Raw genomic sequence first — 16,929 nt, 5'->3', positions numbered from 1 at the left:
ATACTATTTCTTCATGAAAAACACATACCCCCACCGCTAAGCAGGGGGGGTAAAGTTAGATGTATCCATATTTGATAAGATAGCGCTGTATGATCTCTTTGTCTTCATGCCACCAGAGGATTGGCACGTCACCGACTCTGGATAATCCCAGCCTCAGCGCTAGTGCATTTGAAGCCTGGTTGCCAGCATCACAATCCCAATACGGAATAAGCCCGCGCTCGACGCTCCTTTTAATAAAATGCTGACACAATCGAAGAGCATAGCCGCGCTGCCTATAGTCGGAATGAGTTCGAATATCAGGTTCAATATACCCTCCTCCAATGTAGAACGTATGGCAGGTTGAGACAATCTGATCATTCGCCATGAAACAATATCCAAAGGCAGTATGAAGATAATCCTCTGCGGAGTTCCAAAGCTGCTTGTAGGAAGCATCTACTTCCTGTTGATACTTATTATAGATATAAGAATCAATGTCTGTCAGAGATAGATCATCCTCTAAATCTACTGACGCATTTGGAATCGCTCCCTCCACGTATGTATAGTGCGTTCTCGATAAAGGGACCACGTGCTCCTTGAGAGCTGCACTTAGGTACGTCATCCAAGTTGATGAAGAAGCGTATAAATCATAGAATTGACAGTGATTACGCTCATCTATTAAAAACTCCACCAAAGATTTATTGAAGTTCTGATCTGCCAGCGTGCCAAAAACGTAATATTTCCCTCCACGACTAACGACCAATCCTGCAGTTGGTGCTTGGCGATCATTGACATAAATACCGCCAGGCTGCAATTGTTCAATTACGGAGTATACAAACACGAATATGAACCTGCTGTCGTCTTCCTCAGATGAGATATATGGAAGGATGCGTGTGTATTCAGATGCAGCTAATTGGATCAAATGCTCACCTGCCTGTAAACGGGGAGACTCAACATTTCATCACGCAGCTCAGCGTATGCGTCATTCCATCCCATTTTTGAATAAAAGCGCATGCTTTCAAGTCCCATGTACAGCTTCGCACCTATGATACGCTCATCAAAGTCAGGAATGAGGACTTCGTTTTCTTGATTTAATTTAGGTTTTTGATAGGCACTCACGTTGTCACCTCAATACCCTTAATCATTAGTCTCATATACATCTAGCATAGGAATGGGTGAACGAACCTTCAAGAGAAGGTTTTATTATAAAAGAGTTGTACACATGGCAATGCCGATTCAATGTTTACTCTATCTAACTTAATAAGAGTATGCTGCTTGCATCCTATAGACTTCAACGAATTGCTCTTCCCCTATTATGTCTGCAATGATAATCATGTTATGTAAATGACCTATGTCCCTGTGATATCTTACATTTCATTAGTGGCTTCTTTGCTATCTCTGCTCCCAACGGTATAAAGGAAAATTCCTACTGCACCCGCAACTAAAGTGACGAAGATTAACGCTAAGAAGAAGATCATCTCATCAGCAGTATGTACTTCGTGTGTCAAGCGATAGAATCCAAGCAGTTCAAGCGCCATAATCATAAGCCATAGACCATAAACAACAAATGCACCAACGCGATTCATAAACATGTTCCTCCCTTATTTTATAAGACTGCGGCCTATTCGTCATTGCTGGATACCCAATCATGATTCACTACATGTTTGATGCTTGCATCAGCAGCGATATGATGGATTAGCTCCTTTAATGCTTTGGGGTAAATTGAAGTGTCAGAAAGCGCGGAGAGCTCTATCCATGCAAAAGTTAACGGAATGTCTGATTCCACACCCGCAAAACGATTAGAATGAACCTCTAGCTGATCCCTGCACTCTACTAAATAATAGATACCATGTTCATGTAGGTTCGGTTTGCCATAAGCATGAAAGTTCTCAATAACCCATAACATTCTTTTCGCACTTACCTCGATATTGAGCTCCTCTTTGAATTCGCGGACAACGGTTTGACTGGTGGTTTCGTTAATTTCTGCCCTTCCCCCTGGCAGCACCAAACCTGTTTTATCCTTGGTCTCGTGCAGCAGAATCCTGCCATCCTTAATCAGTACACCGCATACACGAAACAGAAACTCTTTGTTATCTTCACGCAATGTAATCGGCATAAGTTTATCTCCTTGCTGTCATAGAATCAGCGTCAATGGATCTCACTAGTAAACGAACGTGCCATTCTAAAAACCAAGATCATCACGCAGCTGACATTGGTCCTTTATCATGGATGCATGCATTTCGTTATATATCTCCCATATGTGTAATCACAAGTATATGCTGTAAGCGTCAGGCTTTTGCTTTACGGATAAGATTCTGAATAAATGAAGATTTCGCATTCTTGTACGATACACGATCATTAGGAAATTGCGACTCTAACGTACGTTTGAGCTGCGCATATTGAGCGATCTCTTCAGGATGCTGGATTAAATAATTCCTAAAGAGAATCTGATCCTTGTAATATTCACTGTCCAACTCATAGATATGAAGATGATGAGTGCCTGCCCGCCACTGACCCTTTCGAAAAAATTTGCGATAAGCCTTATGTGGCTTATCCACAAAGTGATATCCTATACTATCTAAAGCTAGAGTGTGTGCTTCATCTATGTTGTCAAGCTCTTGAACGCCAACCATTATATCGATGATTGGCTTCGCAGCTAACCCTGGCACGACTGTGCTTCCAATATGCTCAATCTCTATTTGAATATCCTCTAGAGCAGCCTTTAACTTTTCCCTCTCTGCAGCAAACATCGCGCTCCAATCCTCTTGATGTTCATCAATCATTAGTTGATCCACGTGCCTCTTTCCTCCATTCTAACTTTTGCAGTGACTGTTTGCTCGCGATCAGCGGAAATTCACCAGGGAGATTAGTAAAGAATCATAGACTCGATCATTCCAAGCTTTCTTATTAGCGTCACTGATATTAGACATCAGATGATCCCTCCACAAAGATGCAGCGTCTGATTTTTAGTGGTAATCTTCCATTGCTCCTGCTTCTTTTCGATAATATGTACACTCGTATTATCTATAGGGTAAGAACAACAGGTGTTGCTCCACTTTTGCCCAGTTAAATGGTAATACAGCACATTAATGACGCCTCCATGGGTCACTAGCAATACATCGTGCTCTATTTGACGCTTATCGAGCTTATCGCATAACAGATCAAAGGCATTCGTTATTCGTTGATTAAAATGTACCGGGCTCTCTCCTTCCGGAAATGATGTGTTCATATTCAGCGTGTTAAAATAAACGCCAGGAAACTTTGCCTCGGCTTCATGATGGGGCATGCCTGCCAAGAGCCCATTATTCATTTCTCGCCAATGCTCGGAGTAGACAGCGTCAATGCCTACCCTCCTCGCGATGATCTGTGCTGTCTCAACTGCGCGAGGCAGATCGCTGCTCAGAATCGTATGTATGCGATAAGTCTCACGATGTTCATGCAGATGGGATGCCAATTTGCTAGATTGAATGATTCCTTCTTCTATTAGTCCCCGCTGGCTCCATCCGCCTCGATATCCATCTTCGTCCATGCCATGCCTTACTAAATAGATCTTCATCTTTTGTTCTGCCTATGTTTGTTTTTTAATTCAAGGTAGCTGAATAGCCGTTAATACGATTGCTACATTACATGTATCGTCATGAATACTAACTGGTTCGAATCTGATGGGCTAATGTATAAAGTTCAGCAATGTCATATCGCGCGATAGATTCGAACCGTTCCACGGCTTCCTCTATGGTGACAACCTCCACATTCACAACTTGTTCCCCATCTGCTGGATTCAATGGCTTGCCAACGATTCGGACTTCCCCAAAACCAACCACTCTTAAAAAACGAGGATGCGGAATATGTGGTCGATAAGGCTGAACTGCGGCAGACATGCAATCAAAAAGTCCAAAGACTTGATAGTTGATAAGTGTTGCTCCAATCTCCTCGGCCACCTCACGCCTTACACACTCCAAGTACGTTTCCTTCGGTTCCAGAGTACCGCCCGGCAGCTCCCACTTTCCGTTGTCCAGTTGAATAATCACGTAGCGATCCCCAACCATCGGAATGATGCTTGCGTTGCTTACCAGCGCCTCGTCAATGGAAGTAGCTAACGAAAAGCAAGCTGTAATATCTCCCCAATGAATCGGTTGATTAAGGGTTGGATACGGTTTCAAATGTCCTTTTTGTGTCATGACTCCACACCTTTATTGATATTCTTACTGGGCGTATATAAGGCAAAGTGTAATAATCCATCTGCTTGAATGCCCGTAGCAGTAAAGCCCAGCCTTTTAAGCAACCTTTGAGAGCGTGTATTAGCGACGTCGGTCGTTGCCTCTATAACATCAAGCTTCATCACATCAAACCCGATGCGGATCATATGCAGCAAGCCTTCCTGCATGAGCCCCTTGCCCCAATACTGAGGTGACAAGTCAAATCCAAGCTCAGCCTTGCTGATCGTCGGTTCATGCCGCCAGCAATGGTAACCGCAAGTTCCAATTAGTTGGCTGCTGTCATGCAAAAACAACCCATACCTACAGCCCGTATCCTGGATATGAAACGAAATGATTTCCTCCGCTTCTGCCAAGCTTTTGCATGGCTCAATGTCCATATAGCGCGTTACCTGAGAATCGGAAAAATGTTTGTACACCGCATAGGCATCATTTAAGGTCAGCTCTCTTAGGTATAATCGTTTCGTTTGGATGATTGAATCGTTTCTTTTCATCGTTCTCCCTCAAGTCATATTCATGTTGTTCAGCTGCCTATGTGCTGCATTCACCTTGTTCAAGCTGAGCTGAAGCCTTTAAAAAGCGCCTGCAATCATCATTGCAGACGCAGAATGGCTTAGAAGGCAACAATAGGCATGGATCAATATACGAAACGGCCTCTCTGTAGAATATCAGATCAAGGCCGTTGTCTTTATTTTTGCTTTGTCACATGTCCATTAGACAGGCAACAATTCATTATGAAGTCCAAGTGATTGAGCAGTCGAGACCTGAATCTCGTGAATCAGTTCAGGGTTCTCCAATAATGAGACGCCATAGGATGGAATCATCGTTTTAATCTTAGGTTCCCACTCATTAAGATGCTGCGGGAAGCATCTCTTAATAACATCAAGCATAACGTGAACCGCAGTTGAAGCGCCTGGAGATGCTCCGAGCAGCGCAGCGATGGAGCCATCCGCCGCACTGATGACCTCTGTGCCAAACTGAAGGGTGCCTTTGCCGCCATCTGTCGTGTCCTTGATGACTTGAACACGCTGGCCAGCAACAACCAAGTCCCAATCTTCACTCTTGGCATTTGGAACAAAGTCGCGCAGCTCTTCCATACGCTTTTCCTTGGATAACATGACTTGTTGAATCAAATACTTGGTTAATGACATATTTTTAGCGCCTGCAGCTAGCATCGTGCCGAGATTGTGCGGCTTGACCGAGGTGATCAAATCAAACATTGAGCCTGTTTTCAAAAACTTAGGAGAAAATCCTGCAAACGGACCAAATAGCAGTGCTTTTTTGCCGTCAATATATCTTGTATCAAGATGCGGTACGGACATCGGTGGCGCGCCAACAGGGGCTTTGCCGTATACCTTGGCATGATGCTTCTCAACAACCTCAGAATTGTTGCACACCATAAACAGTCCGCTAACAGGGAAGCCTCCGATTCTTTTCCCTTCCGGAATCCCAGACTTCTGAAGCAGATGCAGACTTCCGCCTCCGCCGCCAATAAAGACAAACTTAGCACAGTGACGTTCAACCATGCCGCTGTCTACATTGCGAATCTTAAGCTCCCACAAGCCATCAGCTGTACGCTTCATATCTTCTACACTCTGCTTATATCGGATGTCAACATCCTTGTCTTTCAGATGATCTAGAAGCATTCGCGTTAAAGCACCAAAGTTAACGTCTGTACCACTGTCAATCTTCGTGGCAGCAATCGGCTCATTCGATGCGCGGCCATTCATAATGAGCGGAATCCATTCCTTCAGCTTCTTTGGGTCATCAGAGAACTCCATGCCTTGGAACAAAGGGTTGGTTGACAGCGCTTCAAATCTTCTTCTCAAGAAAGCGACGTTCTTCTCCCCCTGCACCATGCTCATGTGCGGCAGCGGCATAATGAACTCTTGTGGATTGCGGATCAAATTACTGTTAACAAGATAAGACCAAAACTGCTTTGAGATCTGAAACTGTTCATTAATTTTGACCGCTTTGCTTATGTCGACAGACCCATCTGATTTTTCAACGGTATAGTTCAATTCACACAGCGCAGCATGTCCTGTTCCAGCATTATTCCATTCGTTCGAGCTTTCCTCTCCAGCCTTATCGAGCTTCTCAAACACGGTAATGTTCCAGTCCGGTGCCAATTCCTTAAGCAAGGTTCCCAATGTTGCACTCATAATACCTGCACCGATTAAGATAACGTCTGTTTTGGTTTGTCTGTTGCTCATGCTAACCGTCCTTACATCCTAATGTATTTTTAGTAGAGAAAATTCCGAATTGCTAGGACTTCTCGACTTCACAATAAATAGAAGCACCATTCTCTTCGATCATATACTAGCAATGAGACTTCTTAAGTAACATAGCCTGATCGTCCTCTGCTGTTGAATCATCTAGGATGTATTGATCATTAAGAGGATTAACTCTATCATATCATAAAAATATCCAATTGTTAGTACTGTTTTTAAACATCATGTAAAGTAATGTCGGAAAAATACGAATCTCGTTTATCGACATACTAGGAAATAAGGCAAGTCACTGATTGTATAGCTGCCTGTTCTCACGCCTTCTAGCTGTACTTCCGTTTTAAAATATCGTGCAGGCTTATTAGAACCGAGCCATACTCTATCATATTCACTAAAAATAAGCAGCCCTTCAACGGAACCTAAGGCAGCAAAGTTCTCGGTTACACTGCCCTTGTATACCTGGATCGACAGCTCACGCGTTAATCTCTCTGTTACCCCCACAACGTCAGGGACCACAATACCAAGCTCACTGATGCTAAGCAGATGATTGGCATTAAAAGAGGTATCCCTCTCATTCCTAAGATCATGTCGTGCAATGAGTTCAACGATATTGCCCGCAGGATCGTAAAAGTATATGGAGGTCGAATTCCAGCTAGAAGAGACAAATTCAACGGAATGATTCGGCAGCACATTTAAGGAAATTGCTTTAGACTGCAACCAACTCTTTGCATCCTTGATCTTGTTGCTGGGAATATCAAACGCAAAATGGTAATAAGGGTTATCCCCTGAGATATGCGTAGATGAAAAGGTCAGATAAGAGCGGCCCGCCTTCACTGTAAAAGACTGACTCTGCCTTTCAACAATGGGCAGTCCAAATTGTGTACCATAGAATTCCTCCAGCTTAGCCAAATGATCTGTCAAAAGATGCACATGCTGAATTTTCAACACGATCTCTCCTTTCTGCTTAATATAACAGGGAGGTCTTGCTGTCTCTGCCTTATTCGCTGCCAATCGCGAACAGGCTTCCATGATGATCGCTTTATATTCTCAGGAGGCAACAGCCTTGCCACATCTGGATCACACCATATATTATATTCCATTTCTCTCCTGTTGGAATATGGTGATATTTTACTCCTTTCACTCGTATGAAAAAATCAGGCACGACAAGCTAAGCAATACCCCTTTTTTAGCTGAATGATCATGGCTGTTGTTATGCCTAAATCAACTGCGTGAATAATAAGATATCGATCGGTATCTTTAATGTGAGTCATTGATACTCCTCTTGTTAGGATATGGAATGAAGATACAGCAAAGGCGAATGCTTCGCAGCACACGCCTTTATAATTATGGTCTTATGATTGTTTAATTTCGAAGAATCAGAGACGCTCCCGCTTGCAAGTCCTCAAACAACGGCCGCTGCACCGTGCCTCCTTTTATTCAAGCTGATAGCCTCTCAAATATTCTTTCATGATGTCATTCGCAAGATTAAGTGCCTCTACACGATTGCTTGCAGGCGCTGTAATCATAAGACCATCGTCCGCAGACCACAATCCACCCGTGTTACCCTTTCGATTGTACTGATTAGGTACGATGATGGAGACTTTCGTAAAGTCATCATTCACGAACAGGGTCACATAAGCAGAACCTGTTCGATATTATAAACCTTCAGCGTGAAAGTCTTTGGGCTTCGGATTCAGATAGATGATGATTCCGATATCCGAATAGATCCATCTGCCGATTTTGTTTAAACATCTTGAAGTTCTTCTTTGATTTGTTCCATATGCCTTTTCTCGTGCAGAGGTATCGATTTGATCCATTCGATCAACAACAAGTCTTGAAACACGGGGTGTGAAAAATGTCTTTTGCTTAGAATAGTCGGGTCATCTAGAGAGTCCAGCAGTTCAAATAGCTTTTTTCTTGAATGATTCAACATCGAAACAAGGTCATCATGATCAAAAATGTCGCTTGAAGGTGCAACAATGTCAGGAGCCTGCCACTTCTTACTCCGATCCAACATGACGTTTAAAGATCCTGCTTCAATGGTTGAATCTTCTGCTCGGCTGATTCCTTTTCTAATTACGTACACATAGGTTTCTTCTGTCTTGGCGAGATGCTCGCAGATCTGTCCAATACTCCAGCGGTCGTCCGATCTTTTTTTGTTGATTTGTGCTTTATTCAATCCGTGGATAAGCGCCAGTAACTCTGCTCTCGTGTCAGTCAGCTCATGCTTAATATTCAAAATGTCCATCTTCAATCTCTCCCCCATAGACAAACATGACCCAACCTTTTGCTGCATCTCACATAGGCTGAGTCATGTTGATAATCGAATTGAACATACCATTACTATACATATTTTCAGGAAGGTAGCCAACACTTTCCACGGTGTTGTTCAAACGTTCGTGCTCCTTTTCCGATTATTATCCAGTATACGCTTTACTGCATCAATAACTGCTTGCGGTTGGTAGATCTGAATAGAATGCCAGCTTTCCTCGACCACGATCTGAGTGGTTTTCTCCGTTAAGTGCAATAGCTTTTCTTGGTCTTTCTTCCACTCCTCACTCTGTCTTCCGGCAGACAATACGATACCTTGCAGATCGTGTTTGAGCGGCTGAGCATTTTTCAGCTGATTAGCGCTTAACTCAGGCTTAAGATTCATGTTCTGCAACAATTGCCTAAGATCATCGACACCATGCTGGCAGGTTGGTAGCTCGTTTGGTGATATACTCCACCCAAAACCCGCGCGATCATAAGAGATGACCTTAGTAAGCTTCGACAACTCTGGCTGTACGAGACACCAATCCAGCGTACTGCCTCCCATACCTGATTCAAGAATGACTGTAGGGTTATGATTCTGCGGTATTCCTGTGGCATTGACGTGTAAGTAGCGTTCATCGATCCAAACCCGCTCACCTATTGGCTTATATTTATGAAGTTGATATGCAGATAGAAGTGCTTGTAAGGCAGTAAAAGGAAAACCGACAATTGCGAGGGCTAACCTAATGCTTTTTTCGAGATACGGTATCTGAGACATTGCTCCCCCTATTTACTAGGTTAAGTTTTATAGACCCACTATAAGATATAAGACAACAGGAAAAAACGATTTATAGTAACTCAACAATTCTTTTTATATTCGTTCATGATGAGTGGACAACTTCATGCCACGTGCTGTATGCGTCAATATTTTCCGCTGAGTAGTTGCTCGCATCCGAGGTTTTAAAATAGCTTGTCATATAATGATATGCAGGTACATCCGCTTTATTTAAGCGAATGGAGAGATGGACTTCAGATATCTCAATTCCCCAGTTTACAGCATCGGCAATCGCACTTATATTTTCTACGGTAGTGAACGCTTGCGTTCTAGATAATACAGCCTGAACCACCTCAGCACTCGGTTCATTGTCCATATGAACATTAAAATAGACATTTGGTCGTTGAAAGGTAACCTTTATACTGGTGATCGCATCCGATATACGTTTGATGTCCTGCTCATAGGCTTTAGTCATATCTGTTCCAACCTTGACTCGCTCCGAGCAGCCACTTATGCTTATGATCACGCATAAGGAACACAACAGGAATAAAATACCGCCTTTTATAGTGCCACCTCCTTTCGCAAGCTAACGTACCTCATACAGCTTGGACATTCACACCTCTACAATACCCACTGCACTGTAAGGATAGTCCAACTGTCTTTTTACCAACTGGACTGCTTCCGCCCCAACGAACTGCTCTATAATATATAAACCTAAATCAATGGATGTCGACACACCGCCAGCTGTAATCACATTCCCATCCTTAACAATCCGCGCCTGAATCACCTCAGCACAATAAGGCTCCAGCAAAGAATAGGCATTCGGGTGAGTTGTCGCCTTCTTATCCGTTAGCAGCCCCGCTGCACCCCACAGCAGCGAGCCTGTACATACGGATAATTTATATGTAACGGTGGCTGCCGTCTTGATCCAATCGACAAATGCTTCATCCTCTTTCAGCTTCCTTGTTCCCATCCCACCAGGTATAAATACTAAATCATACTGGGACAGATCAGACATTATCACGTTTACCTTGACTTTCATTCCTAGCTCATCCGTCACTTCATCACGCAGCCCGCAAATATCCCAAGTCGTATGCTTCGTTTTCTCAAATTGTGTAAGGCGATAGATGACATCATAGAACCCAACAAAATCAAGAAAAGTAACGCCATCGAACAATACCAATGCAATCTTCATTATTTTAGCTCCTTTTATATTCGGACAGGCAAAACCCATCCAGTAAATATCGTAAGCTATTCAAAGTGCTCTTCTGCTAAATAGACCAATTCAATGGAAGGATATGCTGCCTGAAGCTTCTGAGCAAATGACCTCACACCGAATATTTCAGTGAAGGTGTGGCTGCCTACAAGGAGATTAATGCCAGCAAACTTGGCATACTGAATGGTGTACAACGATTTTTCTCCAGTCATATATACATCACAGTGCTGCTCCTTGGCACTTCGTATCTCATTCGTATTGCTCCCCGCCCCAGTTATCATCCCAATACGCTTGACCATACTCTGTCCATACGGCCATGCCTTGATATCTTCATGCAACACATCCGCCACCCTTGCGGTAAAGTCATCAAACGAGATCGATGAAGTTAATTCACCAATTCCAATCGTACTTGTCCCATTCACATGCTGGCTTTGTTTGATAATCGCAACATTGCCAATCTCTTTAAAAAGGGAGTTGCATGTGCCAAATTCAGCATAGTCCAATGGCAAATGCACATAAAAATGCCCAATACGATAGTTCTGGAGTCTTTTCAAGCACTCCTCCTTCATCCCAAAAATGAACTCCCATGCATCATGATGAGTGATAATAAAGTCAACCTGCTTATCTTTCGCTTGTTCTATTAGTTCCGGCGTCAGATTCGTACAATACCCAAGCCGTTGAATCGTTCTACCGGTCCTATGATTGAATCCGTATTCGCCTGCATCCTTGAATTGATCTAATAGATCACCAAACAGCTCACTAATCGCTGCACACAATTGATACTCGTTCATTTTTAGGCCCTCCTTCTGCTACTTGCTTAAATGCGTATATAGCCGGGAGGTAGGCATTCGCGCATCTGCACCTGATTCCCAAATAGCAATTCTTCCGTCATCAGTCCATCCCAGCAGTTCACCGCTCCCAAGCCATCGTAGTATCGAGCCATCGACACTTATAAGCCAAATCCCGCTTGCCTCCTGCATGGCTAACCATCTACCTGCCGGCTGAGGTAATAAGTTCATAGATTCAAGCTCTGAACCGGTGAAACGAGCAAGCTGACTCTTTATTGGAGACGGCAGTTTCGTATGGGGAACAGGCGTTTTGTCACCCGTATCTATACTTACAAACGCTGCGCGTTGTGTGAAGTCCTCACGATTCGTCACGGGAATGATGACGGTGTCCTCATCTGCCCATGACAGTGGATAAGGGATAATCACCCCATCACTGTGGCTGATATAAGCTGCACGCGGCCAATTCCCCAATGTCTTACCACTACGATCTAGAATCAACAGGTCTGCATCCGGTCCATTGTAGTCGTCTGAAGCGGTCAATAATGCAATACGTTCTCCCGAAGGGGATGCTGCTACTCCATACACTGCTTTCTCAGCGGTGTATATTTTGTTTGATAAGCCCTCTCGCCAGTGTAGTGCGTATAATCTGCGATTACCATAGACAGCATAAATCTGTTCTTTGTCCAAGCGATCCGAAAATAATGGTGTATAACCATAATCATTCAAGTAGTCTAGATCTGAGTCTACGGCATTCAAGTGATCTGGAATATTAATAGGTTGCTTTTCACGGAAGTCAGATTGCACGATACTGTACCGACCATTCTTCTCATAGATGATAGCCTGCAGCTGCTCCTTATCGCCTTCCATCATGAGAACAGGATGGACATACGAGGCCCCCGTCGAATCCATAAGCTCAAAGGAATCATGCTCTACATCAAGAAGAACAATCTGACTGGGAGCTGACAGCTCAAACGCCACACTATTGCGGTACATGGCGAGACCATCCACAGTAAAATCACGTCCGGAAATCGTCTTCACATCGTCTAGTCTGAAACGGACCCCCTCACCAGCTTCAAGTCCATCGAAGCGAACAGCAAAGACTTGCGAGCTCATCCATTTGATCGAATAGTGCGGCTCAGATGCTATCCTTCGCGTTTTCCACTGCAGCGTTTGTTTAAGCGCCTCTTCAACAGAGTCTTGGTTGAGCGGAATATTGGCGTTCACGGTAATGGTTCTGTTTTCCTGTGATTGCTCAATATACAGCAAGGGCTCTAGATCCCCGTTTTCATCCGGTATAGGCGATTTTGTTTCATTTTCCTCAGCAGCATCTGGCCGCTCTGAATAGGGTACCTCCACTTCCTTTGTGCAGCCGCTGCTAAGAACAAGCATACACAGCATAAACAAGATGCCAATATGTCGTATGTTCATTCCTTGCCTACCTCCATCATTTACGTAGCTTCTAATATAGTAGACACACATATAATGGAAGGGGTTGCTATCATATAACATACCATCGATATAGGTAACCATATCCTAGCAGCTTTTTATGCTTGGATCAGGTACATCGTTCAAAATCATGACAAGCTATTCCTTGCTGCTCTAACGCTGGTCGTCCGTCTCATAAATGCTTGTATGACAACAAATCCCTGGGTTGTATTTGATTTGTACGAGAATCTCATCTTGATCTGTTCCCTTTATAAATTTCTCTTTTAAAGTTCCCTGATTATCTTCAAATATATAAGATACCTTCACGTCCTTATATAGCTATACTTCGGCGTCCACGATCTGGCCTGTACGTGTATAATGAACTAATCCTTCGACTTCTTTCATGACTCGGTCCACTCCAGCTCTGCTTAACCACCAGTTATCTCGTCTAGTATTGTTGTCTTGAGCAGAGCACATGGAGAAGCAAATGTGATCAGGCATAAATGTCTTCAAGGTCAAATAACTTCGTCTCATATGGTAGCTGGTCGTCACGATCAAGATTCGGTTAATGCTGTTGAGTCCGAGCTTCTCATCCAATATTTTCATTGATTCCTGAACATTCTCTGTTGTATTTGAAGATTTAGATTCTACCCAAATGTCCTCTTTTGGCACACCAAGTTCTATCGCCTTCTCCTGCATGGCCAATGCTTCAGGATAGTCCTGATTCCCACCTGACATCATAATCTTGGGTGCTCTCAGATTGAAATACAGCTCTACTGCAAGCGGAACTCGGTAATAGGTAGCTTTTAAACTGCCAAAAACGAAAATGACTTCCCCACGGCATCCATCATCGTCAGTTCCATGGAACAAAACTCTATCAATGAGTTCTTTATCCAACTGCTCTTGTGAAATGTCAGATATCTTCAATGATAAACCTCCTTTGTAGACCGCATGTCATCATGTCAGGGTATCTAAAAAAAGAGATCTGCTAGGCAGATCTCTAGGTGTTGGCATGCAGTGTGACAAAACATTAGCAATGCAATGAAGGATGAAGCCGGTCAAAAAATAGACTCGTTATATTTAGAATATCTTGATGTAGCTGCAATATTTGAAAATATTAAGGTGGATTAAAGTGTGAATGCCTCACATGACTTAACCTATTCTCTGGATCTTATCGGTAGCAACAGATCCAATTGCGTGCAAGCATGTAGTTCCTCATCGTTTAGTTGATATTGATTAATATAATTAAGGTGCTCCTCTAAGCAACTGGGCTCAACCGCATCATGCTCGTATTGGCTGCTGCTCTCAACCCATTTAGTCAACCAACTCCACTCGTCAAAGTTGCCCATCGGAATCATATGAGCAGCGTACATGCCACCCGAAAAGTGCTTTTTCACAAATGGAGCTTTGACTTCCATATGCTCAGGAATAGTCACCCACCGCTCATAGCCATGCTTTGCGCCTTCAGGGTGATTGAATCCATAATGCCGAAAGTCTGGCTTGATTTTATCGAGTTCAGTCTCTTTTACGAACTGACGCACCCAATCACTTGATTCCGATTCAGGAGCCTCAGAGTTGAAGTGAATAGATGCTACGTACGAAGGTGGCAAATAGATGATCCGTACATCCTTTAACATAGATATTGGATTCATGTCATACTCCGAACAATTCGTCGTTCCCATTATAAATTCCTCCTTAGTATTGTCGGTTCTAAGTTGAAGCGAACCAACCTGCCATTCATGGGCTGCTATGATTGCACTTGAATTCATGTCAGTCCGCTCATTAAGCAAACCTGCCAACTTCTCCAATGCGGCTTTTAAGGATGTTAAAGTTGCAATTTCATCTGATAGTTCATGAAGCTTGGCTTGAAAAGCAATTTGTGCAGCCTCGCCTCCTTCGCTTTGCAAGACTCGTTGAATATCTTTCAAGGGAATTCTGAATTTACGCAAGACGAGAATCTGCTCCAATCGCTTTAATGCATCTGCATCATAAGTACGATAAGCATAGCCCTCCTTCTTTGAACTAACGAGCAAGCCAAGTTGTTCATAATAACGAAGTGTTCTTGTTGAGATGTGATATCTCTTTGTGACCTCAGTAATGGTTACAAGCTCCATTGGCTGCCTCCTTTCTTTACTAAGCTTAAAGTACGACATAACGTCAAAGTCAACCTGTTCGTGTACCCGCGAAAAAATAAAAAACTACCTGCTTGCCACCAGGTAGTTTCTTTTTACACATTCACAATGAAATATTATTATTTCTCCAAAATGACCAAGGAGCAAGATGCATTAATCTGACTGCCACTCATTGGCCTCTGACAGATTACTTTCCATCCTTCTGAAAGTAACTGATTCAACTCGTTCAGATTGTTCTCCTGGTCAGTTAAAAAGTACAAAACGAATGCTCGCTGCATGTTTATTTTCCTCCTTGTTATGTGGTATGATTCCTTCCATTCACACCCTATCCTTCATAAACCTCTCTGAATGGATAATAAGATAGTGTTTCCGTATAAAAAATGAGTCCGTCAAAGTCAAAAACATTCTTGGAGTACTAAATTGCCGAAGGACTGGATGTCATGCAAATAATGGTACCCTTGTGGATTACTCTCTATTTGATTGTACATTCTCACTGCTACAACGTTGTGTCTCGGAATCACCAATACAGCGCATCCGAATATTCCCAAAGACTGAAAAGATCCTTTTGGTAGCTGAATACCCAATTCAGAGCTTAGAGAAGGTTCATCTTGTACCCACCAAAAGAAACCATGCTTTGGCAGCTGTTTATCAATGAGTTCAGGAGAAATAATATTTGCCACTTGTTCGAAAACAGCTTGAGGCACTATTTGGTTTCCCTGAACATCACCTTGTGTAAGATGCAAGTACCCCCAATAACCTAGCTCTCGTGTGCTTACAAAGAGATTCGCTTCATTGCCTTGTTCGTCATTATAGGATTCATCCACCCACACCAAGCATTCTTTCTTTAGCTTTCTCCATCCTGTTTCTGTAAGTTGACAAGGTATTAAAATATTATCTCGTATGACTTCTGCGAGGCTCTTTTGGAACACGGTTTGAACAAGTTTGATAAGCAAATTAACACCTGCGTTGTTATATTTCCAATCCGTCCCTGCCTCAAATAATCTCTTTTCAAGGTTGTATAATCCATGCGTATGAGTTAAAAGATGGCGTATCGTTGTCCCTTTTAGCACATTTCCGTCCTGATTACTAATATAATTTGTAATACAATCATCAAGGCTTTTTATTTTCCTTTCGTAAAGCGCAAGACTTATAGCAAAACCAAGGTAGGTCTTGCGGATAGACGCGATATTGAATTGTGAATGTCTATCAACCTTCCTGCTATGCTCAGTATGATCATGAGAGCCATAATACTGTTCGTTAACGATCTCTCCATCTTTTATAATCAATACCGATGCTGCAGAGGCCTGTATCCATTCCTTGGTCTCTAAAACATACTGATTTAGTCGTTTAAAGCTTTCATGGTTTAATGACAATTTTAATTCCATACAATTATCAACCCTCTTATTATTTGCTTATCTAAAGCTACTTAACGTCTCATTACATGAATATCCATACTCTCCTCAGCGTGTTAGATCTGAGTATTTCGTATTTGCACTGTTCATCACATACATTATTATTATTGCCAGTATCATGACATGCGGAATAAGCCCTTTGATCCCTTCCGAGAACGAAATGATAAAACCAAAGCCAATCCATAAGAAAAAAGCAGGAATGTTGATTAAAAAGAGAATGCTGAGAAGGGCTGCTCTTAGTATACGATAAAATCTAGCTTCCTGTTTGTCGTTACGCAAGGGTAGAGTTGCAAGGAGCACTATGCCTAGACCAACAGATACACTAGCGAAAATTCCTATTGTGCCTGATTCGGATCCTACTTCGCTACCGAGAAAGTGAAAACTAAACCAGAATCCAGATAAATAACAGATTCCGATCGTGACTGAGAGTAATGAAGTAGCGGCCAATAAATATACACCGTACTTATTCATCATCCATCCTCCATCTCGTAGGTTCATGATCTTAGTCAT

Annotated in this window: 21 protein-coding genes; all 21 read right to left on the bottom strand. The window is 42.8% G+C overall.

Annotated features, from left to right (window positions below):
* Positions 1-55: 55 nt before the first annotated feature.
* Positions 56-817, bottom strand: coding sequence for a GNAT family N-acetyltransferase (locus B9Y93_RS04930; RefSeq protein ID WP_176228849.1), 762 nt, complete (start codon positions 815-817; stop codon positions 56-58).
* A 77-nt stretch (positions 818-894) separates the two neighbouring features.
* Positions 895-1,095: a hypothetical protein gene (locus B9Y93_RS04925; protein WP_085493208.1), complete on the bottom strand. Its 201-nt coding sequence runs from the start codon at positions 1,093-1,095 to the stop codon at positions 895-897.
* A gap of 248 nt (positions 1,096-1,343) precedes the next feature.
* Complete coding sequence (locus B9Y93_RS04920) at positions 1,344-1,562, bottom strand: hypothetical protein (RefSeq protein ID WP_085493207.1); 219 nt, start codon at positions 1,560-1,562, stop codon at positions 1,344-1,346.
* 35 nt (positions 1,563-1,597) lie between these two features.
* On the bottom strand, positions 1,598-2,092 hold the full coding sequence (locus B9Y93_RS04915) for an NUDIX hydrolase (protein WP_085493206.1): 495 nt from the start codon (positions 2,090-2,092) through the stop codon (positions 1,598-1,600).
* A gap of 172 nt (positions 2,093-2,264) precedes the next feature.
* A complete protein-coding gene (locus tag B9Y93_RS04910; RefSeq protein ID WP_244903287.1) occupies positions 2,265-2,771 on the bottom strand; it encodes a GrpB family protein in 507 nt (168 codons plus the stop codon).
* Between the two features lie 134 nt (positions 2,772-2,905).
* On the bottom strand, positions 2,906-3,532 hold the full coding sequence (locus tag B9Y93_RS04905; RefSeq protein WP_085493205.1) for a histidine phosphatase family protein: 627 nt from the start codon (positions 3,530-3,532) through the stop codon (positions 2,906-2,908).
* Between the two features lie 88 nt (positions 3,533-3,620).
* Complete coding sequence (locus tag B9Y93_RS04900; RefSeq protein ID WP_085493204.1) at positions 3,621-4,154, bottom strand: NUDIX hydrolase; 534 nt, start codon at positions 4,152-4,154, stop codon at positions 3,621-3,623.
* On the bottom strand, positions 4,151-4,684 hold the full coding sequence (locus B9Y93_RS04895) for a GNAT family N-acetyltransferase (protein WP_085493203.1): 534 nt from the start codon (positions 4,682-4,684) through the stop codon (positions 4,151-4,153). Before B9Y93_RS04895 ends, B9Y93_RS04900 begins: the two co-directional genes overlap by 4 nt.
* 219 nt (positions 4,685-4,903) lie before the next feature.
* The gene (locus B9Y93_RS04890) at positions 4,904-6,403 is read right to left on the bottom strand and encodes a malate:quinone oxidoreductase (protein WP_085493202.1); all 1,500 of its coding nucleotides are present in this window, start codon (positions 6,401-6,403) and stop codon (positions 4,904-4,906) included.
* A gap of 276 nt (positions 6,404-6,679) precedes the next feature.
* Positions 6,680-7,363: a VOC family protein gene (locus tag B9Y93_RS04885; protein ID WP_139829137.1), complete on the bottom strand. Its 684-nt coding sequence runs from the start codon at positions 7,361-7,363 to the stop codon at positions 6,680-6,682.
* A gap of 488 nt (positions 7,364-7,851) precedes the next feature.
* Complete coding sequence (locus B9Y93_RS04880; protein WP_139829136.1) at positions 7,852-8,040, bottom strand: hypothetical protein; 189 nt, start codon at positions 8,038-8,040, stop codon at positions 7,852-7,854.
* A gap of 122 nt (positions 8,041-8,162) precedes the next feature.
* Entirely contained in the window at positions 8,163-8,657 is a 495-nt protein-coding gene (locus B9Y93_RS04875) for a DinB family protein (protein WP_176228848.1), read from the bottom strand.
* Between the two features lie 150 nt (positions 8,658-8,807).
* Positions 8,808-9,449, bottom strand: a complete 642-nt coding sequence (locus tag B9Y93_RS04870; RefSeq protein ID WP_085493198.1) for an alpha/beta fold hydrolase — start codon at positions 9,447-9,449, stop codon at positions 8,808-8,810.
* A 103-nt stretch (positions 9,450-9,552) separates the two neighbouring features.
* Positions 9,553-9,921 carry a hypothetical protein gene (locus tag B9Y93_RS04865; protein ID WP_139829135.1) on the bottom strand — a complete coding sequence of 123 codons (369 nt, stop codon included), beginning with the start codon at positions 9,919-9,921 and terminating at the stop codon, positions 9,553-9,555.
* A gap of 138 nt (positions 9,922-10,059) precedes the next feature.
* On the bottom strand, positions 10,060-10,641 hold the full coding sequence (locus B9Y93_RS04860) for a DJ-1/PfpI family protein (RefSeq protein ID WP_085493196.1): 582 nt from the start codon (positions 10,639-10,641) through the stop codon (positions 10,060-10,062).
* 56 nt (positions 10,642-10,697) lie between these two features.
* Positions 10,698-11,453 carry a Nif3-like dinuclear metal center hexameric protein gene (locus B9Y93_RS04855; protein ID WP_085493195.1) on the bottom strand — a complete coding sequence of 252 codons (756 nt, stop codon included), beginning with the start codon at positions 11,451-11,453 and terminating at the stop codon, positions 10,698-10,700.
* A gap of 18 nt (positions 11,454-11,471) precedes the next feature.
* Positions 11,472-12,878 (bottom strand): hypothetical protein, encoded by a 1,407-nt coding sequence (locus B9Y93_RS04850; protein WP_085493194.1) that lies wholly within the window; start codon positions 12,876-12,878, stop codon positions 11,472-11,474.
* Positions 12,879-13,214: 336 nt separating this feature from the next.
* A complete protein-coding gene (locus B9Y93_RS04845) occupies positions 13,215-13,802 on the bottom strand; it encodes a YdcF family protein (RefSeq protein ID WP_085493193.1) in 588 nt (195 codons plus the stop codon).
* A 230-nt stretch (positions 13,803-14,032) separates the two neighbouring features.
* Entirely contained in the window at positions 14,033-14,989 is a 957-nt protein-coding gene (locus B9Y93_RS04840) for an effector binding domain-containing protein (RefSeq protein WP_085493192.1), read from the bottom strand.
* Positions 14,990-15,402: 413 nt separating this feature from the next.
* Positions 15,403-16,392, bottom strand: coding sequence for a serine hydrolase domain-containing protein (locus B9Y93_RS04835; RefSeq protein WP_085493191.1), 990 nt, complete (start codon positions 16,390-16,392; stop codon positions 15,403-15,405).
* A gap of 75 nt (positions 16,393-16,467) precedes the next feature.
* A complete protein-coding gene (locus tag B9Y93_RS04830) occupies positions 16,468-16,890 on the bottom strand; it encodes a hypothetical protein (RefSeq protein ID WP_085493190.1) in 423 nt (140 codons plus the stop codon).
* Positions 16,891-16,929: the final 39 nt, after the last annotated feature.

This window comes from Paenibacillus aquistagni, assembly GCF_900177815.1.
GTDB lineage: Bacteria > Bacillota > Bacilli > Paenibacillales > Paenibacillaceae > Paenibacillus_B > Paenibacillus_B aquistagni.
This window is presented reverse-complemented; position numbering and strand designations above follow the sequence as displayed.

Excerpts from the sequence above, each read along its gene's own strand:
- B9Y93_RS04920 (WP_085493207.1), bottom strand. The coding sequence starts at position 1,562 with ATGAATCGCGTTGGTGCATTTGTTGTTTATGGTCTATGGCTTATGATT.
- B9Y93_RS04890 (WP_085493202.1), bottom strand. The coding sequence starts at position 6,403 with ATGAGCAACAGACAAACCAAAACAGACGTTATCTTAATCGGTGCAGGT.
- B9Y93_RS04905 (WP_085493205.1), bottom strand. The coding sequence starts at position 3,532 with ATGAAGATCTATTTAGTAAGGCATGGCATGGACGAAGATGGATATCGA.
- B9Y93_RS04915 (WP_085493206.1), bottom strand. The coding sequence starts at position 2,092 with ATGCCGATTACATTGCGTGAAGATAACAAAGAGTTTCTGTTTCGTGTA.
- B9Y93_RS04855 (WP_085493195.1), bottom strand. The coding sequence starts at position 11,453 with ATGAACGAGTATCAATTGTGTGCAGCGATTAGTGAGCTGTTTGGTGAT.
- B9Y93_RS04835 (WP_085493191.1), bottom strand. The coding sequence starts at position 16,392 with ATGGAATTAAAATTGTCATTAAACCATGAAAGCTTTAAACGACTAAAT.
- B9Y93_RS04840 (WP_085493192.1), bottom strand. The coding sequence starts at position 14,989 with ATGGAGCTTGTAACCATTACTGAGGTCACAAAGAGATATCACATCTCA.
- B9Y93_RS04865 (WP_139829135.1), bottom strand. The coding sequence starts at position 9,921 with ATGACTAAAGCCTATGAGCAGGACATCAAACGTATATCGGATGCGATC.
- B9Y93_RS04895 (WP_085493203.1), bottom strand. The coding sequence starts at position 4,684 with ATGAAAAGAAACGATTCAATCATCCAAACGAAACGATTATACCTAAGA.
- B9Y93_RS04860 (WP_085493196.1), bottom strand. The coding sequence starts at position 10,641 with ATGAAGATTGCATTGGTATTGTTCGATGGCGTTACTTTTCTTGATTTT.
- B9Y93_RS04850 (WP_085493194.1), bottom strand. The coding sequence starts at position 12,878 with ATGAACATACGACATATTGGCATCTTGTTTATGCTGTGTATGCTTGTT.
- B9Y93_RS04830 (WP_085493190.1), bottom strand. The coding sequence starts at position 16,890 with ATGAATAAGTACGGTGTATATTTATTGGCCGCTACTTCATTACTCTCA.
- B9Y93_RS04870 (WP_085493198.1), bottom strand. The coding sequence starts at position 9,449 with ATGTCTCAGATACCGTATCTCGAAAAAAGCATTAGGTTAGCCCTCGCA.
- B9Y93_RS04900 (WP_085493204.1), bottom strand. The coding sequence starts at position 4,154 with ATGACACAAAAAGGACATTTGAAACCGTATCCAACCCTTAATCAACCG.